At 43.1% G+C, this 25,892-nt stretch carries 28 protein-coding genes; 13 read left to right on the plus strand and 15 right to left on the minus strand.

The window, feature by feature from the left end; all coding sequences use genetic code 11:
* Nucleotides 1–427: 427 nt before the first annotated feature.
* The 4 genes from JZ784_RS13640 to ftsY form a co-directional block, all read right to left on the minus strand.
* The gene (locus tag JZ784_RS13640) at nt 428–1,045 is read right to left on the minus strand and encodes a DUF2057 family protein (RefSeq protein WP_346315374.1); all 618 of its coding nucleotides are present in this window, start codon (nt 1,043–1,045) and stop codon (nt 428–430) included.
* A 182-nt stretch (nt 1,046–1,227) separates the two neighbouring features.
* Nucleotides 1,228–1,821 (minus strand): nitroreductase family protein, encoded by a 594-nt coding sequence (locus JZ784_RS13645; protein WP_346315226.1) that lies wholly within the window; start codon nt 1,819–1,821, stop codon nt 1,228–1,230.
* 202 nt (nt 1,822–2,023) lie between these two features.
* Nucleotides 2,024–2,707 (minus strand): nitroreductase family protein, encoded by a 684-nt coding sequence (locus JZ784_RS13650; protein WP_346315375.1) that lies wholly within the window; start codon nt 2,705–2,707, stop codon nt 2,024–2,026.
* 197 nt (nt 2,708–2,904) lie between these two features.
* Nucleotides 2,905–4,011 carry a signal recognition particle-docking protein FtsY gene (gene ftsY / locus JZ784_RS13655; protein WP_005009363.1) on the minus strand — a complete coding sequence of 369 codons (1,107 nt, stop codon included), beginning with the start codon at nt 4,009–4,011 and terminating at the stop codon, nt 2,905–2,907.
* A 191-nt stretch (nt 4,012–4,202) separates the two neighbouring features.
* Here ftsY and JZ784_RS13660 point away from each other — a divergent pair, with 191 nt between their 5' ends.
* Together JZ784_RS13660 and JZ784_RS13665 are read left to right on the plus strand one after the other, a co-directional pair.
* A complete protein-coding gene (locus JZ784_RS13660; RefSeq protein ID WP_346315376.1) occupies nt 4,203–5,570 on the plus strand; it encodes a pitrilysin family protein in 1,368 nt (455 codons plus the stop codon).
* Nucleotides 5,571–5,581: 11 nt separating this feature from the next.
* On the plus strand, nt 5,582–7,180 hold the full coding sequence (locus tag JZ784_RS13665; RefSeq protein ID WP_346315227.1) for a pitrilysin family protein: 1,599 nt from the start codon (nt 5,582–5,584) through the stop codon (nt 7,178–7,180).
* Nucleotides 7,181–7,553: 373 nt separating this feature from the next.
* Here JZ784_RS13665 and JZ784_RS13670 read toward each other — a convergent pair whose 3' ends face one another.
* Nucleotides 7,554–7,916, minus strand: coding sequence for a hypothetical protein (locus JZ784_RS13670; protein WP_005009357.1), 363 nt, complete (start codon nt 7,914–7,916; stop codon nt 7,554–7,556).
* Nucleotides 7,917–8,159: 243 nt separating this feature from the next.
* Between JZ784_RS13670 and JZ784_RS13675 the strand changes: the two genes are divergently transcribed.
* The 3 genes from JZ784_RS13675 to JZ784_RS13685 all read left to right on the plus strand — a co-directional run bounded on the left by JZ784_RS13675 (nt 8,160) and on the right by JZ784_RS13685 (nt 9,451).
* Nucleotides 8,160–8,393, plus strand: coding sequence for a hypothetical protein (locus JZ784_RS13675; RefSeq protein ID WP_005009355.1), 234 nt, complete (start codon nt 8,160–8,162; stop codon nt 8,391–8,393).
* A gap of 140 nt (nt 8,394–8,533) precedes the next feature.
* Nucleotides 8,534–8,911 carry a DUF2750 domain-containing protein gene (locus tag JZ784_RS13680; protein ID WP_005009354.1) on the plus strand — a complete coding sequence of 126 codons (378 nt, stop codon included), beginning with the start codon at nt 8,534–8,536 and terminating at the stop codon, nt 8,909–8,911.
* A 108-nt stretch (nt 8,912–9,019) separates the two neighbouring features.
* Nucleotides 9,020–9,451: a CBS domain-containing protein gene (locus tag JZ784_RS13685; protein ID WP_005009353.1), complete on the plus strand. Its 432-nt coding sequence runs from the start codon at nt 9,020–9,022 to the stop codon at nt 9,449–9,451.
* A gap of 264 nt (nt 9,452–9,715) precedes the next feature.
* Here the strand turns inward: JZ784_RS13685 and trpB are convergent, their stop codons facing one another.
* The 10 genes from trpB to JZ784_RS13735 form a co-directional block, all read right to left on the minus strand.
* Entirely contained in the window at nt 9,716–10,924 is a 1,209-nt protein-coding gene (trpB, locus tag JZ784_RS13690; RefSeq protein ID WP_346315228.1) for a tryptophan synthase subunit beta, read from the minus strand.
* 124 nt (nt 10,925–11,048) lie between these two features.
* A complete protein-coding gene (locus JZ784_RS13695) occupies nt 11,049–12,236 on the minus strand; it encodes a VWA domain-containing protein (protein ID WP_346315229.1) in 1,188 nt (395 codons plus the stop codon).
* A 195-nt stretch (nt 12,237–12,431) separates the two neighbouring features.
* Nucleotides 12,432–12,839 (minus strand): hypothetical protein, encoded by a 408-nt coding sequence (locus tag JZ784_RS13700; protein ID WP_346315230.1) that lies wholly within the window; start codon nt 12,837–12,839, stop codon nt 12,432–12,434.
* Between the two features lie 111 nt (nt 12,840–12,950).
* Entirely contained in the window at nt 12,951–13,802 is an 852-nt protein-coding gene (locus JZ784_RS13705) for a MoxR family ATPase (protein ID WP_018572887.1), read from the minus strand.
* Nucleotides 13,803–13,823: 21 nt separating this feature from the next.
* Entirely contained in the window at nt 13,824–14,207 is a 384-nt protein-coding gene (locus JZ784_RS13710) for a hypothetical protein (RefSeq protein WP_346315231.1), read from the minus strand.
* A 20-nt stretch (nt 14,208–14,227) separates the two neighbouring features.
* Entirely contained in the window at nt 14,228–14,530 is a 303-nt protein-coding gene (locus tag JZ784_RS13715) for a YcgL domain-containing protein (protein ID WP_346315232.1), read from the minus strand.
* 128 nt (nt 14,531–14,658) lie between these two features.
* Nucleotides 14,659–15,801 carry an HRDC domain-containing protein gene (locus JZ784_RS13720; protein WP_018572890.1) on the minus strand — a complete coding sequence of 381 codons (1,143 nt, stop codon included), beginning with the start codon at nt 15,799–15,801 and terminating at the stop codon, nt 14,659–14,661.
* 178 nt (nt 15,802–15,979) lie between these two features.
* Entirely contained in the window at nt 15,980–16,576 is a 597-nt protein-coding gene (recR, locus tag JZ784_RS13725; protein WP_346315233.1) for a recombination mediator RecR, read from the minus strand.
* 13 nt (nt 16,577–16,589) lie between these two features.
* The gene (locus JZ784_RS13730) at nt 16,590–16,919 is read right to left on the minus strand and encodes a YbaB/EbfC family nucleoid-associated protein (protein ID WP_005009340.1); all 330 of its coding nucleotides are present in this window, start codon (nt 16,917–16,919) and stop codon (nt 16,590–16,592) included.
* Between the two features lie 91 nt (nt 16,920–17,010).
* Nucleotides 17,011–18,198: an O-succinylhomoserine sulfhydrylase gene (locus tag JZ784_RS13735; protein WP_346315234.1), complete on the minus strand. Its 1,188-nt coding sequence runs from the start codon at nt 18,196–18,198 to the stop codon at nt 17,011–17,013.
* A 141-nt stretch (nt 18,199–18,339) separates the two neighbouring features.
* Here JZ784_RS13735 and JZ784_RS13740 point away from each other — a divergent pair, with 141 nt between their 5' ends.
* The 8 genes from JZ784_RS13740 to cydB all read left to right on the plus strand — a co-directional run bounded on the left by JZ784_RS13740 (nt 18,340) and on the right by cydB (nt 25,885).
* Nucleotides 18,340–19,443, plus strand: coding sequence for an alpha/beta fold hydrolase (locus JZ784_RS13740; protein WP_346315235.1), 1,104 nt, complete (start codon nt 18,340–18,342; stop codon nt 19,441–19,443).
* Nucleotides 19,444–19,452: 9 nt separating this feature from the next.
* The gene (locus JZ784_RS13745; protein WP_346315236.1) at nt 19,453–20,325 is read left to right on the plus strand and encodes an NAD(P)-dependent oxidoreductase; all 873 of its coding nucleotides are present in this window, start codon (nt 19,453–19,455) and stop codon (nt 20,323–20,325) included.
* Between the two features lie 85 nt (nt 20,326–20,410).
* Nucleotides 20,411–20,680 carry a YARHG domain-containing protein gene (locus tag JZ784_RS13750; protein ID WP_005009332.1) on the plus strand — a complete coding sequence of 90 codons (270 nt, stop codon included), beginning with the start codon at nt 20,411–20,413 and terminating at the stop codon, nt 20,678–20,680.
* Nucleotides 20,681–20,721: 41 nt separating this feature from the next.
* Nucleotides 20,722–21,144: an HIT family protein gene (locus JZ784_RS13755; protein ID WP_346315237.1), complete on the plus strand. Its 423-nt coding sequence runs from the start codon at nt 20,722–20,724 to the stop codon at nt 21,142–21,144.
* A gap of 340 nt (nt 21,145–21,484) precedes the next feature.
* Nucleotides 21,485–22,564 (plus strand): porin, encoded by a 1,080-nt coding sequence (locus JZ784_RS13760; RefSeq protein WP_005009326.1) that lies wholly within the window; start codon nt 21,485–21,487, stop codon nt 22,562–22,564.
* Between the two features lie 401 nt (nt 22,565–22,965).
* Entirely contained in the window at nt 22,966–23,157 is a 192-nt protein-coding gene (cydP, locus tag JZ784_RS13765) for a cytochrome oxidase putative small subunit CydP (RefSeq protein ID WP_005009325.1), read from the plus strand.
* Complete coding sequence (locus JZ784_RS13770) at nt 23,157–24,743, plus strand: cytochrome ubiquinol oxidase subunit I (protein WP_346315238.1); 1,587 nt, start codon at nt 23,157–23,159, stop codon at nt 24,741–24,743. Before cydP ends, JZ784_RS13770 begins: the two co-directional genes overlap by 1 nt.
* A complete protein-coding gene (gene cydB, locus JZ784_RS13775) occupies nt 24,740–25,885 on the plus strand; it encodes a cytochrome d ubiquinol oxidase subunit II (RefSeq protein ID WP_005009315.1) in 1,146 nt (381 codons plus the stop codon). The genes JZ784_RS13770 and cydB overlap by 4 nt, the downstream gene beginning before the upstream one ends.
* Nucleotides 25,886–25,892 lie beyond the last annotated feature (7 nt).

Genomic DNA, 25,892 nt, shown 5'->3' on the forward strand with positions numbered 1-25,892 from the left:
TGACATTAATTTCTCAAATAAACTTCGAGTAATTTCTACCATCAATCAATGAAAATAATTTCGATCAATCAACCAGTAAAAATCCACACAAGTTGTTCTTCATAATCTCTTAATGATCTTCTTAATACTTCGTCAGTATTAAGAATAACACTTGAAAACAGCAACCTTACATCGCGCTTTCCGTGTTGATGGTGGCTATTCTATACATAAAAAAAACTAGCGCAACCCTTTTCCTCATTAATTTTAGAAAAGAACGCTCTAATGTTTATTTTTTATCCTAAAAGAGTATTTTTAGCTTAAAAACATCTATTTTTCTAGTCTTTTTACACTTTCTCACACTTAATTATTACGAACTTTATCTCGCACATGAAAAAAGCCAGCAATAGCTGGCTCATTAAAAGTTTACATTTCCACGTTGACGGTTATGTTAGTTTGACTGTTCTGCGAGCCAAGCCATAAATTTCTGACGTTCAGCCTTAGAAGACTGCTGCCATAAGTGAATCAATGGCTGGCCTTGATTTCCTGAAGCTGATACTGGCTGCACAGCTGTATTTTGATTGACTGCAGCTTTGTCATTGGTCAAATCAACAGATTTATTATTAAAGAGCCCGTCACTGAACCAATTTCTTTGCTCTGATTTGATACCTGCTTGCTGTACAAGCAGCTTATTTTCCTTGTTATAAAGCCCAAAAATAGGCTGATCCTTATATTTTTGCGCTTCATCAAAATCTTGTGGCGCCTGCACCAATGCTAATCGATAGGTTTCGCCATCCACTAAAGCAGGTGTTTTTAATGCAACAATGCCCGATTTAAGAATATCGTGCGAGTTATCAGCATGCTGGAAATACCCAGAATAACGCACATTGATGGTATTTTCTCCAGCTTTAATTTTGTATTGGCTTTTTGCTTGCAATAGGCCGCTGCTGACTTCCTGATTATTGACGGCGACAATTTTAATTTCCTCTGGAACTTTTACTGTAACTGCAGAAAATGCAGTGCTGCTGATCATCAATGCTGAAATTATTGCAGAAACTCTTAAAGGCATAGTAAGCCACTCGTTCATTGCTAAGTTGCATGCATACTGCTATGCATGCATGACATTTTGATGACAGCGGCGGTTTAGAATATTTTTTACCTTTATTCATCTATTTTTAATGCCATTCTGACAAAAAAAGAGCACCCAAGCGCTCTTTTTTAAATCTTTACCGCAATATTGATGCATTCTAATCAGTTAAAACTTTTAAAACGCTCACTGTCTTCCATAAACGTTTTTTCACCCGCCGGCGCTTCTATTGAACCAAATACCAATTGAGCACGCAGCTTCCAGTTTGCTGGAATATCAAAAGCGGCCGCAGCCTCATCATCAATAATAGGATTATAGTGCTGCAAAGATGCGCCAATGTTTTGCTCAGCCAATGCAGTCCAAACTGCAAATTGAGCTATCCCTGTAGAGTGTTCAGACCACACAGGAAAATTATCAGCATACAAAGCAAACTGTTCCTGCAATGCTTTTACCGTATCTTGATCTTCATAGAAAAGAGCAGTTCCAAAACCTGCTTCAAAGCTGTTGATTTTTGCATCGGTATTTGCAAATGCCTCTGCTGGAACGACTTTGCGTAAAGTTTCACGAACCATATTCCAAAATTTTGTGTGCGACGCGCCATACAAAGTAACAACACGCGATGTTTGCGAGTTGAATGCAGAAGGGCTGTGACGCACGGCATCTTGAATGATTTGTTCTATTGCGCTTTGTTCCTTCGATACATTTTTACCAATTGCATAAATGGTGCGGCGCTGTTTTATTTGATCTAGAAATGACATATTTAAATCTCGCTCTTGTTTTCAACTGCTTTCATCTGATGAACTCATCATATGCCAAACTATAGATAATCACATGACTAAAACTATGACATAGTGTCTTATATATAGAACAGCTGGCGTAAAAATTACAGCATAATGCCAGAGAAACCAAACGCCAAAAACGAACGCCCTATCAGTTCATTTCAAAAAATTTCATTTATGCTTAAGCATAAACACGGAATTTATCATAATCGTCCTGTTCTTCTTTTTCTGCCGCCTTCTCTTCAATTGACCCAAAGACCAGCTGAGCGCGCATCAACCAATGCGGCGCAATACTGTAATGATCAGCAATAGCATTATCAATTAAGGGATTATAGTGCTGCAATGATGCCCCCATCCCTGAATCCGCTAATGACGTCCACACCGCAAACTGCGCCATGCCAGAGGTTTGCTCTGACCATACTGGAAAATCAGCAGCATTGAATGGCATTTTTTTCTGAAGTTGCTGAATAACCTCCTGATCCTCATAAAACAGCACCGTGCCAAATGCATGCGCGCACTGATCAATTTTCATTTCAACACTTTCAAAAATAGCATTCGGCACATTGCGTTTCTGCGCTTCTTTTGCAATATCCCAAAACTGCTGATGAGACTCCCCAAACAGCACAACAATCCGAGTACTCTGTGCGTTAAAGGCAGATGGGCAGCTTCGTACAGATTCCTGAATAAGTTCTGCAATATATGCTTGGCTGAAATGAACTTTTTTCCCCAGTTTGTAAATACTGCGTCTTTTCTTCAGCTGATCGACAAAAGTGATTTCGGTTGAATCATCCTGCTTTCTTTTAAATTTAAAATCTTTGGTCAAATCCGCAGTCAGCACATGACCTATTTTATTGAATAATTCCATCATGATCCCCCAATATTCAAAATTAATAAACAACTCATTATTTGCTTTATTTTAATAAAATTATCCGTCAGTTAATTCGCTCAACCTCCCCTTATGATGTTTTTTAAATCAACCAGTTATAATTAAAAATAAAAAACTCCGCACTTGGCGGAGTTTATGTGACTTATCACACACTACAGCATTTTAAAGCAATGGCTCTATTTATCCGTTTCAAATAAAGCAGCAACAAAGGATTTGGCCGAGAATGGACGCAAATCGTCAATTTTTTCACCGACACCAATAAAGCGGATTGGCACGTGTGTCCGGCTGGCAATATTGAACAAGACCCCGCCTTTGGCTGTACCGTCTAATTTGGTAATGGTAATCCCGGTTAAGCCCACTGCTTCATCGAACATTTCAACCTGATTAATTGCATTTTGACCTGTACCTGCATCTACTACCAGCATGACTTCATGGGGCGCAGTTGCATCAATTTTTTGCATGACGCGTTTTACCTTAGTCAGCTCTTGCATCAGGTGACTTTTATTGTGTAAACGACCGGCAGTATCAGCAATTAATACATCAATGCCTTTTGCACGCGCGCTTTCAAAAGCATCAAAAATCACAGAAGCGCTGTCGGCCCCGTGACCTTGCGCAACCACAGCAATATTATTGCGCTCACCCCAAATTTGCAGCTGCTCTGTGGCCGCTGCACGGAATGTATCACCTGCAGCCAGCATGACTTTCTTGCCTTCGCCCTGCAAACGCTTAGCCAATTTGCCAATTGTGGTGGTTTTGCCTACACCGTTTACGCCAACAACCAAAATAACATATGGAGTTTTGTTTGGATCGATATGCAAAGGCTTTACACGCGGCGCAAGCAAAGCAACCAACTCTTCCTGCAGCGCTTTATACAGAGAATGTGAATAAATCAAATCACCGCGCGCTGTCCGTTCAGTCAAATTTGCAATAATTGTTTTGGTGGCTTCTACACCAATATCGGCAACCAAAAGCTGCTCTTCAACCTCTTCCAGCAATTCATCATCAATTTCTTTACCGCCGATCAGGATGTTCACCATGCCGTCTGTAAAGTTTTTGCGGGTTTTCGTCAAACCGTCCTTCATGCGGCCAAAGAAACCGCCTTTTGATGGCGCTTCTTCCTGCTGCGGCGCTTCTGATGCTACAGGCTCAGAAACAGCAGCTTGCTCTTTTGGAGTTTCAATAATAGGCACATTGACCGCAGGTAAACTCGGTAATGTGACATCATCATCTCCGATATCAGCATCAATCAAAAAATTATTCTGCCCATTAGATTGCTGTTGCATGCCGAATCCTTGAAAAGCATTGCGTTAAAAAAGCTGATTCTAGCATAAGTTCTTTATTTTTGAGCCTTTCACCGCCGCCCTATCCTCAACACACCAAAAAACAACAACCTGAACTTGCGTTCAAACTGCAGATTCTAAAGAATAGAATAAAATCATGAGCTTTTATTTGGGATTCCATGTCCAAAAATATAATGCGCTGCACACAGTTCAATTTTCAGATTTTATCTGCCGGATTGCTCAGCTTATGTATGCTGAGCACAAATTTACATGCAGACACCCGCGGCCAGTTAGCTCGAACCGCGTTTGAAACCACCCTGAATAATGGTTTAAAAGTCATTATTCGAGAAGACCACCGCTCACCTATGGTGATGACGCAAATTTGGTATAAAGTGGGCAGCAGTGATGAGTCAGGCAATCTTTTGGGCATTTCTCACGCACTTGAGCATATGATGTTCAAAGGCACAAGCAAAGTGCCCAATGATGAACTCACCCGCCTCAGCCGAATTTACGGCGGCAGCATCAATGCAGCCACATTCACCAATTACACCAATTATTACCAGCTCTACCCTAAAACCTATTTTCCGATGGCGCTGGAGCTTGAAGCAGACCGCATGAGCAATCTGCTGCTGCGCCAGCAAGACTTCGAGCCTGAAATGAAAGTCGTCATGGAGGAGCGCCGGCTGCGCACCGATGACAGCCCCCGCGCTTTAGCTTTTGAACGCTTCAAATGGATTGCCTATCCCACCAGCCATTACCGGCAGCCCGTGATTGGGCATATGAAAAACCTCCAGAACCTTCAGCTGGATGATCTAAAGACATGGTACAGAAAATGGTATACGCCGAATAATGCCATACTGGTGATTGTTGGTGACGTTGAATCAGAAGCTGCCCTTCACCAAGTGCAAAAATATTTTGGAGATATTCCTGCCAAGAAAGCGCCGCCCCGCAATGATGTGCTGGAGTTTGAACGGGTGGGCTACCGGCACATGGAAATTGAATCCACCGTGCAAGTGCCGAATTTATATATGGCATGGAATGTCCGTTCATTGGCAACCGCCAAAGACCCTCAAGATGCCTATGGCTTAAACATTATCCGAAGCATTTTAGACAGCGGCATTTCTTCACGCTTTCAGGACCGCTTAGTGCGGGACAAAAAGCTGCTGACCGCTGTCAGCGCGTCTTATGACCCTTACAACCGCGGTGACAGCTTGTTCTCTATCTCAGCTTTGCCGGCAGACGGTGTTTCTCTACAAGAGGCGCAAAAAGCCATTCAGACGGAAATTGATCTGCTTAAAAATGAACTGGTGGATCCCGCAGAAGTTTCCCGCATCTCCACCCGATTTATTTCCAGCTTAATATACAGTCAGGATGATATTGCAGGTCAAGCCAAAATGATTGGAAACTTAGAGGTTAACGGCTTGAGTTACCGCTTAATGGATGAGTTGCCTAAACATTATGAAAACGTTAGCCCTCAAGATGTTCAACGTGTCGCCAATGCTTACTTTATCAAAGATAATTTAAGCACTTTGTATTTGACCCCTGAAAATAAATCAAAGTAATGGACAGCCTCATGTTGCATAAAACCGTCATCATTTTTATCGCCATGCTTGCCTGTTCATCTTCAATTTCTGCTGAACAGGCAGACAGCTATTTAAATACTGAACCGGATGTTCATGATAATCCAAGCCAGCTGCAGTCAATTCCCATACTGCAAAGCCTGCGCAATTTAAAACAGCTGGAAACACATGCGCCCTATGTTCACGACTTAAAAAACCGCTATAAGGTGCGCACCTTATTTGTCGAATCTCAAGATTTGCCAATGGTTGATATTCAATTGACCTTCAATGCCGGTTCCGCGCGGGATTTGGAAATCGGCAAAGGCCTATATGGTCTCTCTAATATGGCTGCGGGACTAATGAATGAAGGAACTGAAAAATTTACAGCCAGCCAAATCGCCAGTGTTTTTGAACAAAGCGGCGCACAATTCAGCATCCAATCTTATCGAGACATGTTTATTGTCAAGTTAAGAGTACTTTCAGATCCGCAGAAGCTTGAACCCGCTTTAGCCATGATGATGGAAGTCCTCAGCAATGCCGTTTTCAAAAAAAACAGCATCAATATGACACTGAGCAACTTGCAAACAGGACAAAAACAGCTGCAGGAAAGCCCCGGCCGTTTAATGGGCATTCGATTTTATCGTGAAATTTATGGGCAGCATCCTTATGCTGAACCGGTGACGGGCACCAATGGCAGCCTCAAAAAAATAACAACAGAAAACCTTAAGCAGTTCCGAGATAAATTCATTGTGGCGAAAAATATGAATATTGCCATTACTGGCAAGCTGACTGCGAAAGAAGCGCTAAAACTGTCAGAAAGAATAGCGGGCAATATTCAGCAAGGGGAACACGCGCAGGCTTTACCCGATCCGGAAGAAAAAAACACACTGAATATTGTGCATATGCCATACGACTCTGCGCAGGCGCATGTCATGTTTGGACAAATAGGAACAACTAGAAATGATCCTGACCGTTTAGCCCTGGAGATAGGCAATAAGCTGTTTGGCGGCGGCGGATTTAACGCGGTGCTTATGCAAGAACTGCGGGTGAAGCGCGGCTATACCTATAGCGCTTACAGCGCATTCAGTTTCAGCCAGTCGCCAGGCATATTCAGCTTCAGCTATTCAACGCGCCAAGACCAGCTGATCGACAGCATCCGCGTTGCTCACAAAGCATTAACTGATTTTGTGCGGCAGCCCATAGACACCAATCAGCTGAATGAAGTGAAAGCCGGCATGCTGCGGGCCTATCCAAACAGCTACAGCAGCAATGCATCCATTAATGCGCAGCTTGGCCTTTTGGGATTTTACCAGCACCCGGCAGACTACTTAGACCAATATCCTAAACTGCTTGAGAAAATCTCGGCGGAAGATGTACAAAACGCGGTACGCCGTCATTTGCACCCTGATCAGCTCACCATCATTGTGGTAAGCAAAGCGCTGGATAAAGCAGAATTAAATGGCATTTTGCAAAGCAACCTGCAGCCAAATGCAAATACCCCGGTTAATACCGCACCTGCCATAGCGCCTTTGCCTTCTAGGGCTGCTCCTCTGCCAGCGCCGGAAGCTGATGAGCCCTTGCAGTCTCAGCTTGATAAGCATGCATCAGCTTAAGATACTGCCCCATAGTCACTTCATGCTGCTGGCTCAAAGCCACGGCTAAATTTTGTGAATCTGGACAGCTTTGCTGCTCAGAGATGATGAGGATATTGTGCATTTTTTGTGTGGAAATAGGCCGATTCAAGGCAAGCAACCCCAAAACCAGGATGAGCGCAATAATAAAACTGACAAATATGTTGTAGACCTGTTCTAGCCCAATTTTTGATTTGAATTGAAGAATTTTTTTTAGGTCAATAGACATACACTACCTCGAATTCAAAGTAGTGTATGACCGCTATTCAATAAGTTCAAGTCAGCCTGTTTATTTCTCATCCAAACCGCCCATTCAATACAACAGTATTTAAGGCAGGATGCTCTGGCCCGACAATTAACTGCTCAGGATGCGCTGAATAACCGCGAAGTACAAAATCAGCGCAATGATGGCCATGACAATAACGACTGCAAAAATACTGACCCCGCCTTCTGCATATGCCGGATGCAATTCATCATCATCCGCAATCCGCAGCAGCTCGCCATTGTACATCTCGTAAAAATCTTCACGCTGCGCAACATCCAGTTCACGAGTAAAATCATAAACCCGCTTGCGCTGCGCCAAACCAAAATCCCCCAAATGAATTTCCTGATGAAAAATAGCTTCATCCAGTCTTTGCCGATGCAAATGCGCTAAAGCTACAATCTGTTCTGCCGTAGGAGGCATATCAAAATTCAAACCATCTAAAGTTCTAGTCATCATACTTCTCCTTATTGTTAACATCTTCTTATCTAACTATATTAATAAAAATTAAAACTGTTCATTGTTTAATCATGTAAACTAGCAGACATAGAAAATAATTTACATGTTTTGTTGACAATTCAACTTAATTGTAATATTACTTTAATAATACTTAACTATAGTAGTTATTGATAGGTCGAAATAGGCACCTATCTGAAGTAGGCAGATGTAAGCATAATTAGAATAAGGAGTAACTTTAATATGATGCAACAAATCTCTCAACATGACTTAGAGCATGTGTATGCAAATGCAGTAAATACTATTCAATCTCAAATGAACTTTGTAGATGCAGTTGAAGAACTGGAAAGCGCAGCGCGTGCTGGGCATGGTAAAGCAGCATTGTTTCTTGCGGAACTTTATTATCAAGGTTTCCGTGTCGAACGCGATTCACTCAAAGCGCAATACTGGCAGAAGATGGCCACATTGCAAGCGTAAACAAACGTCACCTAGGTGGCGTTTTTTAATGCCTGAAGATTGTTAAGCAAACATATTTGCTTACGATTTTCAGCAAAGCTTACACAGTAATTTCATCTGCTTTTTCTACAATAGATCAAACCGCATCAAACAAAGCACCCATGACAAAAATCAATCAATTGCAGCCTATCTCCAAAGATCTTTTTTTTAAAATCACCATTTTAAAAACCATGATGTATTGCGGTGTTTTATGGGGCTTGTACCATGAAGGCTGGGCCATGAGCAAAGATGGGGATGATTTTATTTTTCCATTTTGGCTAAATGGCCTGCAAGCGCATAAATATGCAAAAAAGCACTGGCCAAACTATCAGCCGAAGAAAATAACATCGGCAGATTTTGAACAGTCATTAATGCCGACACTCACACGGTTAAAAGTGACGCCGGCGCTTTATAATGCATACAATCACAAGAAGCTAAAACTGTCGACACAGCTCATGCGCCATTTCTTTTTCTCAGGAAAAACAGCGCACTTTGCATAATATTCACATTATTTATTGAATTGTCAAAATAATGAACGCTGAAGTATTTGCTTTTTTTTGTATTCGCGTTAAGTTAAAGCAAATAATAACTTTAAGGGACATACGATAATGACCACAGTTGCACAAGTTTTACAAGATAAGCCACAGCACGCCATTCATACCATTGCCCCAGATGAAACGGTTTTAAAAGCGATTTCGCTTATGGCGGATAAAGGGATTGGCGCATTGGTCGTGACCCATGAAGATAAAGTCGTCGGCATTCTTTCAGAACGCGACTATACGCGCAAAATAGCCCTGATGGAGCGCACCTCATTCAATACCACTGTCAATGAAATTATGACTGCAAAGGTGCTTACAATTACCCGCACAGCAACTGTAGAAGATTGTTTAGAATTAATGACTGACAAGCATTTACGCCATTTGCCTGTAGTTGAAAATGAACGCTTAATTGGCCTGATTTCCATTGGCGATTTAGTTAAGGCAGCCATGGAAGATCAGAAGAAACTGATTGATCAGCTGCAGCAATATATTTCAGGCTAGACAGTTAAACGGCGATACTATAAATAAATCGTTGATTTTCATTAGACATAAAAATCAGCCAAAACACATTGTCATTACAATAAAATGACAATGTGATACCACCATTCAAACCCAAGCTCCCAGCTGACGCCTTCATATCCAGAGATTTGGCTTAAAACGGTTAATTCCCTCAGTTGTTTAAACCGCATTTGGATGACGGCAAAAAAATATCCCTATAAAAATAGGGATATTTTTTTAGAACTAAACTGTATGATCAGATCAAACTCAATTTAACCCAAGTTTTGCCGCTACATAATCTGCATCTTTATCACCGCGGCCAGATATATTGACTACGATTTTAATATCTTTGCCAAGTTTAGGCGCTTCACGCAGCGCCCAAGCCACTGCATGCGAACTTTCCAGCGCAGGCACAATGCCCTCTACACGCGACAGCGTCATAAATGCATCCAAACATTCTTGGTCCGTTGCCGTAGTATATTCCACCCGCCCTAAATCTTTCAGCAGGCTATGCTGCGGGCCTACGCCTGGGTAATCCAGCCCAGAAGCAATAGAATGCACTGGCAAAGGTTCACCTTGATCATTCTCCAGCACATAACACGCCATACCGTGAATTTGGCTAGGCTTGCCTAATGTCAATGTTGCAGAGTGCATATCTGTATCCAAACCATGCCCTGCAGGCTCAACCCCAACAAGCTTAACATCCGGATCATTTAAAAATGCCGTAAATGCCCCCAGCGCATTAGAACCGCCGCCAACACAGGCCACCACATAATCTGGATTTGCGCCAAAACGCGCACTGGCTTGCACTTTAATTTCTTCACCGATAATCGCCTGAAAATCCCGCACCATCATTGGAAATGGATGAGGCCCAACCACAGAGCCAATGGCATAAATATAATTTTTCGGATCTTTTAAGTATTCTTCAAAGGCGCTGTCTACTGCATCTTTCAGCGTTGCTGTACCGCGCGTCACCGAAATTAAGCGGGCACCCAAAATTTTCATTTTCACAACATTTGGATGTTCTTTTTCGATATCCACTTGCCCCATGTGAATTTCACACGGAATCCCCACCAGCGCACAGGCTGTTGCCAAAGCTACGCCATGCTGCCCTGCGCCTGTTTCCGCAATGACTTTGGTTTTGCCCATATATTTAGCTAACAGCGCCTCGCCAAGGCAATGGTTAATTTTATGTGCGCCCGTGTGGTTTAAATCTTCACGCTTTAAATAGATTTCTGCGCCGCCTAGTTGATCGGTTAAACGCTTAGCAAAAAATAATGGACTTGGACGGCCGACATAGTTGGCAAACAGGTCTTTAAGTTCATCTTGGAATTCTGCTGTATGGCGGATCTGCTCATAGGCTGCATTAATGTCATCCATCGCCTGTTTTAAGTCTGGCGGAATAAACTGACCGCCATACACGCCAAAAAAACCTTCCCGATTTGGCAATGCGATGCCATTAATTTGATGTTCCATATTAGTTCCCCCGTTTATAAGCGTTTATGCAAAAGACTGCCCTGATACTAACGAATTTTAATCAAATACAACAAGCCAAATTTCAGTTTCTCAGGCAGCAGCCTTTTAGGATATATTCAAGGAGTTAACGCGCTAAATACTTGGTCATATCCTCAATGCCCTTCAGCGTCATTGGGAACATATGATCTTCAAAAATCTGTTTAATTAAGCCAATGGTCTGCGTGTAATGCCAATAGCTTTCTTCTTCCGGATTCAGCCACGCGGTTTTATCAAAATGCTGACGCAGGCGCTGCAGCCATACATTTCCGGCTTCATCATTCATATATTCGACAGAGCCGCCTGCGGATGTGACTTCATACGGCGCCATGCTGGCATCACCCACCACAATTACACGGTAATCGCGGCCATAGGTATTGAATAAATCCCATGTGTTCATACGCGTATTGGAACGGCGCACGTTATCTTTCCACACATAATCATATAGGCAGTTATGGAAGTAAAAATATTCCAGCGTTTTAAATTCTGTCTTAGCCGCACTGAACAGTTTTTCGCACTGCGCAATGTGTGAATCCATCGAGCCGCCCACATCAAACAGCATCAATACTTTAATACGGTTGCGGCGTTCAGGCACCAGCTGCACATCTAAAATGCCCTGCTTGGCGGTTTCACGGATGGTGCTGTCTATATCCAGCTCATCTGCTGCGCCTTGCCGGGCGAACTTGCGCAAACGGCGCAGCGCCATTTGCATTTGACGGCTTCCCAAAATCTGATCATCATCTAAATTGCGGTATTGGCGCTGTTCCCAAACTTTCACCGCAGATTTTTTACGGCCCGGCCCACCGATGCGCACGCCTTCCGGATGGTCGCCATAGGCGCCAAACGGCGATGTGCCGCCGGTACCAATCATGCGGTTGCCGCCCTGATGTTTTTTATGCTGTTCACGCAGACGCTCTTCCAGCATTTTCATCAGCTCTTCCAGCGAACCCGCTTTTTTTAATTCTTCTCGCTGTTCTGGCGTCAAATGCTTTTCCAGCAGTTCTAAATCAAACCAGTCTTTTGGCAGCTTATGCACCTGATTCAGCAGTGCATCCAAATCAAAGGTTGAAATGCCGTCAAAGTAGTCCTTCATCGCGCGGTCGAATTTATCAAAGAAGCGCTCATCTTTGACCATGACTGTTTTAGCCAGCTGATAGAACTCATTCTGATCGGCAAAGACCAAACCCGCCGCCACGGCTTCATTCAGGTCAATCAGTTCACGCGTCGAAACAGGCACGCCGTATTTTCTAAGTGTGTAAAACAATCGCACAAACATAGTCGGATAAAATCCAATAAAAATTAAATATTCGGGAGGTCAAATCAGTTTAGCTGCATGTGATCTTGTTATTTCATCTGCAACTGAGCAATGCCTTTTCTATCCACATTATGAGAAATTGATTTCAGCAAGTAAAGCCTAAAGCATCTACTGGGAATTCAGGCTAATGCATTATCACACTGCAGCACGTTTAGCTCACTGTTCACAAGGATAATCGGTCATATGCAATTCTTGCTGCAGCACCAAATATTTAGCCTGAACCGCACTTCCTTCCTGGGTCATCTTTTGCGCTGAATATAGCTTGGTAAACCCCTGATTGCGCATATAGCTTTGGTACTCGGAAAATCGGGCATTCACAAATGCATAGAATCTGTTTTCTTGCGCCAAAGCAAGGCATTGCTTTTGTTTTAATAACAATTGCTGCGCTTCATTCAATGTTTGTCCTTCAAGCAGCTGCCTCATCTGATATTCAGCAACCTGCGCCCAATAACTGTCATCTATTATCTGCAAATAGGCTTTCTCAAACTCAGCTTCAGCCTGTGCATAGCCAGGCAAAGAAAGCGCCCCCAGCATGACGCCAATACCCGGTTGAATAAATTTCATGGCGAATCTGCTTATTTGACGCAAAATAGTGGCCTTTAATTCAAAACAGCTCTTCATGGAAGCAAAATAAAAGCTGGTCTAGCCAGCTTTTATTTTGTTGCGAGGACACGCTTAACGGCGTGACATAAATGCCAAGCGCTCAAGAAGCTGAACATCCTGCTCATTTTTAATTAATGCGCCATACAGCGGCGGAATAGATTTAGATTTGTCAGTATTGCGCAGAATATCTTCCGGCATATCATCCGCCATCAGCAGGCTCAGCCAATCAATCAGCTCAGATGTTGAAGGCGGCTTTTTCAAACCAGGAATCTGGCGCAGTTTAAAGAAAATCTGCAGCGCTTCAGACACCAGCGTATTTGAAATATTTTCAAAATGCACATTAATAATTTCGCGCATGGTCGCTTCGTCAGGAAATTCAATATAATGAAAGAAGCAGCGGCGCAAAAATGCATCCGGCAATTCTTTTTCATTATTTGAAGTAATAATGACAATTGGCCGCTGAACTGCAGTAATCGTTTCACCTGTTTCATATACATAAAACGACATTTTATCGAGTTCATGCAGCAAGTCATTTGGAAACTCAATGTCCGCCTTGTCAATTTCATCAATCAGCAAGACACAGCGTTCTTCACTGGTAAATGCTTCCCACAATTTTCCTGGCTTGATGTAATTTTTAATATCATAAACACGGTCATCACCCAGCTGACTGTCACGCAGGCGCGATACGGCATCATATTCATACAAGCCTTGCTGCGCTTTGGTTGTCGATTTAATGTGCCATGTAATCAGCTTTAGGCCTAAACTTTCAGCTACCTGTTCAGCCAATAACGTTTTACCTGTACCCGGCTCGCCTTTCACCAAAAGCGGTTTTTGCAGGCTGCGGGCTGCTTTCACAGCAAGTTTAAGACTATCAGTCGCAATGTACTGATCTGTACCAGAAAAGTGTTGAGCATCAACAGACATACGAACCCTTATTTTTTTACTTTAAAGTGGTGAACTTTTTTTGTTAAGCGAGATCTGCGCTTTGTTTGCATTGAACTTTGACCAGAAATAGCCAATCACAAAACCAATGCCGACAACAAATAGAATTAAAGACAGATTGGTCCAAACCAAAGGCTGATCTTTAGTCAACAAGCCAAACAGCAGGCCAAAAATCGCTGGCGCAATCGATGCATTGCTGCCTTCAGAGACCGTTGGTGTCAATAAAACAGCAAAAATGATAATCCAGCTAATACTGCCAAAGAGTTTTGGCAAGCGTTTCGCAATTGAATACCAGCTTGCCAAAATAATCAGGCTTCCTAAAAGATAAACCGTGATTGCAATGCTATCTTCAGGAATTGAGTCCAATACAGCCCATAAACTATTCATTTCACAACTCCTGAAAGGATTTATGCACCGCGCAAGCCTTCTGGCGCAGCTGCATTAGGATTAATCAAACCTTCCGGCGGCATTTGCAAGAAAAAGCCTTTGGTTTCTAAGGAGTCAATGACATGCATAACGTTGACACGCGCCAATGTACGCGCTTCACTGAGTTCCAAATGCATTACAAATGTTGCGCGGCCAAAAGCGACACGAACAGGCTCAGCCAATACTTCTAAAGGATTGAAATCTTCAGCTTCATTTTCAGTAGGACGGGCAACATAAAGATACATTTCATCTTTTTTGCTCGATTTGTAAATAGAACAATGCATTTTGAATCGGTACTCATAAAACTCAATGCAAAGGATACATCAAAAAAAAGACCGATACATTAATGTTTATTAACGCATCAGTCGTGAATTTGTACAAATGCTAAATCTTTAATCAATCAAATGCGGTTTCAATCAACAACTTTCATTTGCATCGATAAATAGGATTCATCCGAATGCAGCACATCAATCAGCGGCTTAGCCAGCAAATCATAGCGCCAGCCCAGCAGATACCCTGGCAAATCCTGCTCATCATTATGAAACACTACATGCTGATACAGCGCATTCAGCCATTTCTTACGCATCAGCACTTCTTTCGGCACTGCTGTTTCCTCTGACACATTGGCAATGACAGATTCCACCCGATCAGCAATATCTTTAGATGAATGGCGGATTGGGCGCGCCATGCGCAGCGGCCATTCATCCTGCTCAGGCAGGAATTTAAGCAGATCTAAAATAGTCTTGCCGTGCTCCCGTACAATATTAGGACGGATGCCTTTTACCGCGCTAAGCTGGAAATGATTTCGAGGATTTTTTTCAACTAAATCCAGCATCGTTGCATTTTTAAGGATAAAACTGCGCGGCTGATTCAATGCCTTGACCATTTGTTCGCGCCATACGGCCAGCTGCTGCAGCTGCATAAGCTGCTTGCGTGAATTCCGATAATTGCCGACATCATGATAAAGCATCGCCATTGGCGTTTCCTGACCAATTTCATGCGTTAAATTCCGGCAGTCTTCCAGCGCACAATCCAGCAAATGCTTTCCGGACAATTCAGCTTTTACCTTATCTGACAGCTGCATAATGTATTCAACATCATTCGCTGCATACATCAGCTGCTCAGGGCTTAATGGACGCGCCAGCCAGTCTGAACGGGTTTGATCTTTTTCAATATCCACATTCAGCATCGTTTTCAGCGCATTTTGATAACTGACTTGCAAACCATGCCCCAAGAAAGACATGCCCACCTGCGTATCAAAGACATTCTTCAGCGTTTTTTGCTGCGCATAATGGTAGATTAAATCAATATCTTCACTGCAGGCATGGAAAATATTTTGCTGCGCATTAAACAGCTTGTTCCAAAACTCGGATAAGTCTAAAGCTGCGCCATCAAGCAAATACACTTTTCCACTAATATTTATTTGAAAAACGCCTAATTTGGGCCACAATGTATCTACCTTGATAAATTCGGTGTCCAGTCCATAAATGGAGCTTTGATCCATAAGGTTGAGTACATTTTGCAGATCTTGCTGCTGATGGATAAATTGATACATAAATGCTTGAGGCTATTGCTAGAGGCTCTTTTCGGCTATATTAACCGATATCTTATAATTATCGATAAAAAATAAAATATATTCACTATATCTTTTCGATTATAGTTGTTTTTCAAAATCAAAATACCATTTAGTCATATAAAAAAGCTATTAATAAATGATATTTTGAGATTCAATCTTACTTCATGCGCATGCGGTTATGCACTGCTTGGCTTAAAGTATGGCTGTCAACATACTCCAGCTCTCCGCCTTGCGGAACACCTTGCGCAATCCGAGTCATCTGCACGGGCAAATGCTTGGCTGCTTCTACAATATAATGCGCTGTCGCTTGCCCTTCTACGGTTGCATTGGTGGCAAGAATGACTTCTTTGACCTTGCCGTCAGCTAAGCGCTGCAGCAGATACGGAATGCCGATTTCATCGGGGCCAATGCCATCCAGCGGAGACAGATGCCCGCCAAGAACATGATATTTGCCGCGGAAACTGCCGCTTTGCTCTATGGCCATCACATCGGCTGGAGACTCAACCAAGCAAAGGATTTGCTCATCACGCTCATGTGACAGGCAAATATTGCAGACCTCTTCTTCAGTCAATGAATGACAAATTGAGCATTCATGAATATAGCTGGTGGCTTCATTCAGCGCATGCGCTAAACCAACGGCCCCCTCTTTATTCTTCATGATTAAGTGCAGCGCCATGCGCTGAGCCGATTTCGGCCCAACGCTTGGCAAAATGCGCAATGCTTGAACCAGCTGATCAAAACGATCACTAAACATGCACTGCTGTTCCTTAGAATAAGCCGGCAAGGCCAGGCGGCAAGCCCATGCCAGAATTTGCTGACTTCATGCGCTCTTCTGAAATGGCTTCAGCTTGACGCGCAGCATCATTCATTGCAGCAGCAATCAAATCTTCAATCATGTCTGCATCGTCTTGAAGCAATTCAGGGCTGATTTCAATGCGTTTAACCACATTGCGGCAAGTCATGGTCACTTTAACCAAACCGCCGCCTGCTTCCGCATGCACTTCTGTTTGAGCAAGTTCTTCTTTTGCCTTTTTGGCATTGCTTTCGACTTCTTTCTGCATGCGCTGCGCTTGCTGCATCAACATGTTAATGTTCATAAAATACTCCGAACACAAAATCTTTTAGTGCCTAAGTTCTGCTCACTGCAATGAACTCAGGCTGGATCATTTAAAGCTGAATGAATTTGAATTAAATCAAATCTAAACCGCGGGAAATATCGCGAATAATATCATCAATATCTTCTAAACCAACAGATACGCGGATTAAACCTTCAGAAATTCCAGCAGCTTGTTTCGCTTCAGCTGACATTCTGCCGTGCGATGTGGTTGCCGGATGGGTAATTGTTGATTTTACATCGCCTAAATTACTGGTGATTGAAAGGAAGCGGGTATTGTCGATCACTGTCCACGCCCCATCACGCTCACCTTTTACCACAAAAGAGACTACGCCGCCAAAACCAGACTGCTGTTTTTTCGCCAAGTCATGTCCAGCGTGATTCGGCAGGCCCGCATAGTAAACTTTTTCCACTTTCGGATGCGCATCCAGCCATTCTGCCAATTTCTGCGCGCTGGCGCAGTGCGCTTTCATACGCAGGCTCAGCGTTTCCAGGCCTTTCAAGAAAATCCAGGCATTGAATGGGCTCAGTGAATTGCCGAGTGTACGAATTACACCGGTAATTTCTTCCATCAGTTTTGCGCTGCCCACCACTGCGCCGCCCAATGCACGGCCTTGACCATCGATATATTTTGTAGATGAATACACGATTAAATCCGCGCCAAATTTAAGCGGCTGCTGCAAAACGGGGGTGCAAAAAGTATTATCAACCGCAAATAATGCGCCCTGTGCATGCGCAATATCCGCAATAGCTTGGATGTCGCCCACTTGAGCCAAAGGATTAGACGGTGTTTCAATAAACAAAAGGCGTGTATTTGGACGAACCGCTTTTTTCCAGCCATCTAAATCTTCTAAATCAACAAAAGTGACCTCTACGCCAAATTTAATGACATATTTTTCAAAGAGAGAAATGATTGAACCGAATACTGCGCGTGAACACACCACATGGTCACCGGCTTTCAAGTAAGCTAAAGTAATCGCATGCACGCCCGCCATGCCCGAACTGGTCGCTACAGCAGCTTCAGCGCCATCCAATACCGCAAGGCGTTTTTCAAATGCTTGCACCGTTGGATTGGTATAGCGTGAATAAGTATTTCCTTCAATTTGTCCTGAAAACTTAGCAGCCGCATCCGCAGCGCTTTCACAGACAAACGATGACGTTAAGAAAATTGGTTCACTGTGCTCGCCTTCAAAAGTGCGTGTATGGCCGGTACGAATCGCTAAAGTATCAAGCTGGTATTCAATGTCGTCTTGTTGGCTCATCAGCATTACTCAGTCTTATGACTGCCTTTTGTTAATAATTGCCAATATTTTGAGCGTCTAAGCTATTTCAGGTCAAGGCATAATAAGCAAATATCGCTTAGACTTCGATCAAACCTGCAAAGACATAGGTCAATTACAATCATGCATCCATTAAAAAAAAGACTTTTAAGCCAGCAAAAAAAGCTGAAACACCTGTCTACACGTGTTTTCAATGCAAAATCGCTGGTGCTGTCACAAAGCAACCCTTACGAAGTAATTGAAGAATATAAATATTGCCGCATCCGCCATTATGCATCGCCGAATAAAAAATACGCAGAACCGCTGGTCTTTGTTGCGCCGCTGGCTATCAATATGGCGATTTATGACCTGTATCCATACCGCTCTTTGGTTAAGCATTTTCAGCACAGCGGTTTTGATGTGTATTTGCTGGAATGGACTAAGCTGAATTATCAGGACCGCTTTCTGAATTTCCTGTCTTTTATTAATGATGCCATTCCGCATTGCATAGACACGATCAGCCGGCATGCCAACAGCAAATATATTTCCCTGCACGGCTGGAGCATCGCAGGCGTTTTTGTCACGCTCTATACCGCACTGCATCAGCCTGAACATGTCAAAAACCTGATTGTGGTGGGCAGCCCAATTGACAGTTATGCGTCTGGGCGTGTCGGAAAACTTTTTCAGAACGCCAATAAGCTCGTATCGCGGAGCAAATCTGTGCGGGATACCATTTACTCTGGGCAAATCCCTAAACGCATGATCCATACCCCCGGCCTGCTGAATGCGCTGGGTTTTAAAATTTTAGATCCTAAAGGCTGGATTGACAGTCAAAGGCAGCTTTTATCCAACTTGTCCGACACCCGCACGGTCTATGAACATGCCACCATGGGCGACTTTCTGAATAATATGATTGACTACCCGGGCGGCATCAATCAGGACATGGTGCTGAATCTTTGGCTGCAAAACCCGTTAAAGCAAGGTATTATTCAATTAAAAGATAAAGTTATCAAATTAAAAAATATCAACTGCTCTTTGTTGATTGGCGCAGGCTCCAGCGATCAGATTGTAACAGCCGAAGCGATTCAGCCCTTAGGTGAATTGACAAGCAGTCAAGATGTCACGTTTACTCTCATCCCAGGCGGGCATTTGGGCTTAATGTCCAGTCAGAAAAGCGCCGCTGAATTTTGGCCAAAACTGACGGCTTGGCTAGTACAAAGATCGACATTATTAGAAACACACGATTAGGGTTTAATCATGATTCAATCAGTTGCATTCATCGGCTTGGGCGCAATGGGCTACCGTATGGCCGCGCATTTGCCTAAACACTTTGACAGCGTTTATGTCTGGAACCGAAATTTCGACAAGGCGAAACAGCATGCAGCTGAGTACGGCACACACGCTGTAGAGTTAAATCAGGCAGTACAGGCCGATGTTATTTTTTCCTGCCTGCCGACCAGCGCCGACGTAGAGGCGCTGATCAGCACCTTAAGCATCAAATCTGGCTCAATTTGGGTAGACTGCACCAGCGGTGTGCCTGAATCAGCTCAGAAGCTGGCAGCCGCGCTCAAAGCGCAAAATATTGATTATCTGGATGCACCTGTCAGCGGGCAAACTATTGGCGCTGAAAATGCCACATTAACCGTCATGGCGGGCGGCAATGCCGAAGCCTTTGAAAAGGCCCTGCCTGCCATGCAGGCTGTGGGCAAATTAATTAAGCATGTGGGTGCATCCGGCGCAGGCTTTGCAGTAAAAGCTGTAAACAACATGTTAATGGCTGTAAATCTTTGTGCCGCCGCCGAAGGCGCTTTGACATTGAAAGCCCACGGTGTAAATCTCACAGAAGCATTAGACTGCATCAATGCATCCAGCGGCAAAAGCAATGCCACTGAAACTATTTTGCCGCAACGCGTGATCAACCGCACATTTCCGCTCACCTTTGCCCTGCCGCTATTAGCCAAAGATACAGGGATTGCTGTAGACTTGGTCCGTCAGGCCAAACTGTCTGCGCCGATCATTGGATTGACGCAAAGCTTAATTCAGGCTGCCAGCGATACCGCTGCGCCAAACAGTGATTTTTCCACTGCTGTAAAAATGTACGAATCATGGAGTAAAATTACAATCGAGTAATAAGCCGCCATTGAATAATCATAATGAAACCTAATATTGTGATGATATGGTCATACATATTGTTACAGGTACAGAGGAAACTCGCATGAACAAATTTACTGTTGCCGCTCTGATCAGTGCAGTAACTTTTATTGGGGCATCTTCAACCGCATTTGCTTCTGAACAGGAATGCCAAAAGCTGAAGAATGACCATGATGTAATTTACGCGTCTAAGGGCTTCTGTTTTAAAGACCCTGAGGCCAAGGCAAAATTTGGCAATGACAATTGCTATACAACCAAGCCTAAATTCTCAGAAAAAGAACAGCAGCGGCTTGACGCCATCAAGGAACGTCAGAAAGAATTGAACTGCAAATAACTGAATACAATTCAATTCACTCACGCTTAAGGAATTTAGCCATGGCTTATGATGACCAAAACATTTTTGCAAGAATTTTACGCGGTGAACTTCCGGCAATTAAAGTCTACGAAGATGACCAAGTGCTTGCATTTATGGACATAATGCCGCAGGCAGAAGGCCATACGCTGGTAATTCCCAAAAATCCGGCTGTTACATTGCTCGATTTGGCGCCAGAAGCTGCGGCCTACACCATTCAAATTGTACAAAAAGTTGCGCAAGCCATGGAAATTGCGCTTGGCGTTAAAGGCATTGTACTCATGCAGCTGTCTGGCACTGTCGCAGGCCAAACTGTGCCCCATGTGCATTTTCACTTGATTCCAACCAATGTCCATGAACTTGGCAAACATGCAGCGACTATGGGCGACCAAGAAAAAATTAAAGCGCAGGCAGAACTCATTAAAGCGGCCTTGGCTGCGGCATGAAATTGAACTGATTTTGCATGCAATTCAAATGGAGCTTCGGCTCCATTTTTTTGCACTGAAAATTACAGATCAAACTTAATCTGACATTTTATATAATCATGGCCGCCGCAAAAAAACACTCTGCACGCTTCCTAAACGCTCGTTTAATAAAAGCTTTTCTTTTAAACATTATGAAACATACTCAATAACCCACTGATTAATTTTAATATTTTTGAAATATTTCCTTAATATAAATGACTTATTTGTAATGAATACTTAGCGCCATTAGATAGCGAAATTATTTTTAGCAAAGCTACTGATAAATCGAATTGATAAAACGCAAGTCTTTATGGAGCTGCAAATGAAAAAAACACTCTGTGCATTAGCAATCGGGGCAACTATCCTTACACCGATAATGGCATCTGCTGCTGATGTCAAAATTTATGGCCGTGCACATGTTTCTTTAGACTATTTAGACGATGGCAAAGACTACAATGAAGTTGGTTTATCATCAAACTCATCACGGCTCGGCTTTAAAGTTGATCAAAAAATTAATGATGACTTAAATGTTTTCGCACAAATTGAACAAGAAATTAACTTTGCCAGCGGCTCTAAAGACAGCAATGGCGTTAACTTTTCAACCCGTGATACCTTTGTTGGCTTAAAGAGCGGCACATATGGCCAGGCGCGTGTAGGCCGTTTTGACAGCCCGTTTAAAGCGGCCCGCGGCCCAGTCAATTTCTTTGGCGACATGGTCGGTGATGTGCGCAATGTCACACGCGTCGGCAACTTGAAGTTTGATGAACGCAATGAAAACACCATTGAATATAAATCACCAAAATTTGGCGGCGGTTTTAACGTATTAGCCGCAATGTCGATGCATTCGGGCACTCAAATTGCTCAGGATGCAAATGGCGAAGGCGTTGACGACAATAAAGCCTACGACTTAGCGCTGACTTATAACGCTGGACCTATCGATGCTGCAGCTGCATATGAAAAATATGATGAAAATGCAGCCAATGCGGCAGGCGGCGCAAGCCGTGATGCCTTCCGCATTGCCGGCGCATATAAATTTACCGATACATTCAATCTGGGCGCCATGTATCAAATCGCAAAACACGATAACGATACAGCCAATCCAGACGCGCAAGTATTTGGCTTAGCGGGTGAATACAAAATCACGCCAAAAACATCGGTACGCGGTGAATATTTCTACCGTGATGTCGATGCGGATGATGCCAATGCCAGCTTAATCGGTGTAGGTGTGGAACACAAGCTAGACAGCACTTTGCGCGTATATGGCAACCTGGCAACAGTGTTGAATGATAAAAACTCTAAGCTTAACCCTTGGAAAGAAGGCCGCAGCTTTGGCAACAGCATCAGCGGTGTTGCAGATGAAAACTCAACAGCCCTTTCTCTAGGCTTGCGTTACGACTTCTAAGCCTAGAAATAAACTCCCCCAACACAAAGGAATATGCGCGCATGTTCCTTTTTTTATTTGCAATACTCCGGTTGTTTTTTAAACTATTTTGTGATTTTATAAAGTATCAATACATTATCAAGAAAGCATTAATACCCAATTAAAATAGTCGGATTAAATATAATTATATCCATACCAGCCATTAAATATAAGTAAAATGGTCGGAATTATTTATTATATACAAGCGTTTTAATCAACATTAAAAACCGTGATATTCAGTTTTATTTTCACCCGGAATACACATTAAACTATTGTTTTAAATCACCTTAATAATATATTTTTATTTTAACTGTTTAACCTATTTATTTTTAGTTAACTTTTGTCAATAATAGGTCATGAGTTTAAAACATAGGCTTATCACTATGAGCTTAGTCCCCAAAGATATTAACCGGCGTTCAGTCATTGAAATCACCGCTATTTTAATCATTAAAGTGGCCATTTTACTCACCATCAAACATATCTGGTTTGATGCGCCGACAATTCCCAAAGATTTTGATAACCAAGTTGCTGAGCATATCGCTGGCAGTCCTTCCCAAATCAAGGAGACACGTTGATGATTTCTGAAAGCGTGGTCGATTTATCACGGTTCCAATTTGCAATGACCGCGATGTATCACTTTATATTTGTACCGCTTACTCTAGGTTTGGCTTTTATTCTTGCCATCATGGAAACCACATATGTGATTTCCGGCAAAGAAATTTATAAAGACATGACCAAATTCTGGGGCAAACTTTTCGGTATTAACTTTGCCTTAGGTGTAACCACTGGTCTAACCATGGAATTCCAGTTCGGTACAAACTGGGCGTACTACTCTCACTATGTGGGTGATATTTTTGGTGCGCCGCTTGCCATTGAAGGATTGATGGCATTCTTTCTAGAATCAACTTTTATTGGTTTATTCTTCTTTGGCTGGGATCGCCTTTCAAAAGTTCAGCATTTATGCGTGACATGGCTGGTTGCACTGGGTTCAAATCTATCCGCATTATGGATTCTAGTGGCCAATGGCTGGATGCAAAACCCGGTCGGTTCAGAATTTAATTTTGAAACCATGCGTATGGAGCTGGTCGATTTTGGCGCTTTGATTTTTAACCCAGTTGCTCAAGTGAAATTTGTTCATACAGTGTCTGCAGGTTATGTCACTGGGGCAATCTTTGTTTTAGCCATTTCAAGTTATTACTTATTGAAAAAACGTGATTTACCATTTGCGCGCCGCTCTTTCGCCATCGCTGCAATCTTTGGTTTAGCGTCTACGCTTTCTGTGATATTACTTGGTGATGAATCTGGTTATGAGCTTGGTGATGTTCAAAAAACTAAACTGGCTGCCATTGAATCTGAATGGGAAACACATCCGGCACCTGCACCGTTTACTTTATTTGGTATTCCAAATCAGGAAGAACAACGCACTGACTATGCAATAAAAATCCCATATGTCATGGGTATTATTGCCACACGCTCATTAGATAAAGAAGTCACAGGTCTTAAAGATTTGATGGTTCAACATGAGGCGCGTATCCGTAATGGTATGGTGGCATACAGCGAACTCGAAAAACTTCGCGCCGGCGACCGTTCTCCTGAACTGATGGCGTCATTCAAAGAAAACCAAAAAGATTTAGGCTATGGCTTACTTCTTAAAAAATATACTGAAAATGTAACTGATGCGTCTGAAGCGCATATTCAAGCAGCAACAAAAGATACAATTCCAAATGTAACCGCATTGTTCTTCTCTTTCCGTGCAATGGTGGCTTCTGGTTTCTTAATGCTCCTTCTGTTTATCCTGGCAACTTTTGCTGTAGCAAAACGAAATGCTGAAAATAAACCTTGGTTACTCAAGTTTGCACTGTTTGCCCTGCCTTTACCTTGGATTGCAGCGCAAACAGGCTGGTATGTGGCTGAAGGCGGCCGTCAGCCATGGACCATTGGTGAAGTGCTGCCTACACACCTTTCTGCATCTAGTTTGAGCACTGGCGATGTATGGGGCTCAATCATCGCATTAGCAGCGTTCTATACTGTGCTGTTGATTATTGAAATGTATTTAATGATCAAATTCTCACGCTTAGGACCAAGTTCTTTACATACTGGTAAATATCACTTCGAGAAACTTGAAGCTCAGCAAGCTCAAGCTGGGGAGAATCAATCATGATCGAATATGAACTTCTCAAAATTATCTGGTGGGTTTTAGTCGGTGTTTTACTGATTGGCTTCGCCCTGACAGATGGTTTCGATATGGGCTCAATGGCATTGATGCCATTTGTAGGTAAAACTGATGACGAACGCCGCGCTGCAATTAACACCATTGCACCGCATTGGGAAGGCAACCAAGTTTGGTTCGTGACTGCTGGCGGCGCACTCTTTGCAGCTTGGCCAATGGTTTACGCAACAGCCTTCTCTGGCATGTACTGGGCCCTGTTATTGGTCTTATTTGCACTCTTCCTGAGACCCGTAGGCTTTGACTACCGCTCTAAACTTCAAAATACCCAATGGCGCAACTCTTGGGATTGGGGTTTATGCATTGGCGGCGCTGTACCAGCGCTAGTCTTCGGTGTTGCTTTTGGCAATATGTTCCTGGGCGTCCCTTTTACCTTAGATGAAACTGTACGATCAACCTATACCGGCAGCTTCTTTGCCTTGCTTAATCCATTTGCTTTAGTTTGCGGTCTCGTGAGTTTATCAATGCTTTGCGCACATGGCGGCGCTTGGCTGATGCTTCGTACTGACGGTGTATTACGTCAGCGCTCTGCAAAAGCGACTCAGCTGATGGGTGCAATCTTCTTAGTGTGCTTCTTGGGCGCAGGCGCTTGGTTATATTTTGGCGGCATCGAAGGCTATACTTTGGTACAGCCATTTAATACCAATGCCGTTGCAAATCCATTAGCAAAAGAAGTTTTAACTACAGGCAACCATGGTTGGATGAATAACTATTCAATTTACCCAATCACAATGCTTGCGCCTATTTCTGCAATTCTTGGCGCAATCCTGATTATCTTTGGCGCTGGTAAAAACAAAGCGGGTGTGAGCTTTACAGGCTCTACCTTAGCGGTGACTGGTTCCATTTTAACTGCGGGTTTTGCACTGTTCCCATTCTTGATGCCATCAAGCATCAACCCAACTGTAAGCTTGACCATGTGGGATGCGGTTTCGAGTAAGAATACACTGACAGTAATGACTGTGGTGGCTTCTATCTTTGTACCGCTGATTTTAATCTATACCACATGGTGTTATTACAAAATGTGGGGCGTTATTACCAACAAACATGTTCAAGACAACTCACACAGCCTGTACTAAGGCTGTG

Source organism: Acinetobacter sp. CWB-B33, from assembly GCF_039655955.1.
GTDB classification, from domain to species: domain Bacteria; phylum Pseudomonadota; class Gammaproteobacteria; order Pseudomonadales; family Moraxellaceae; genus Acinetobacter; species Acinetobacter bouvetii.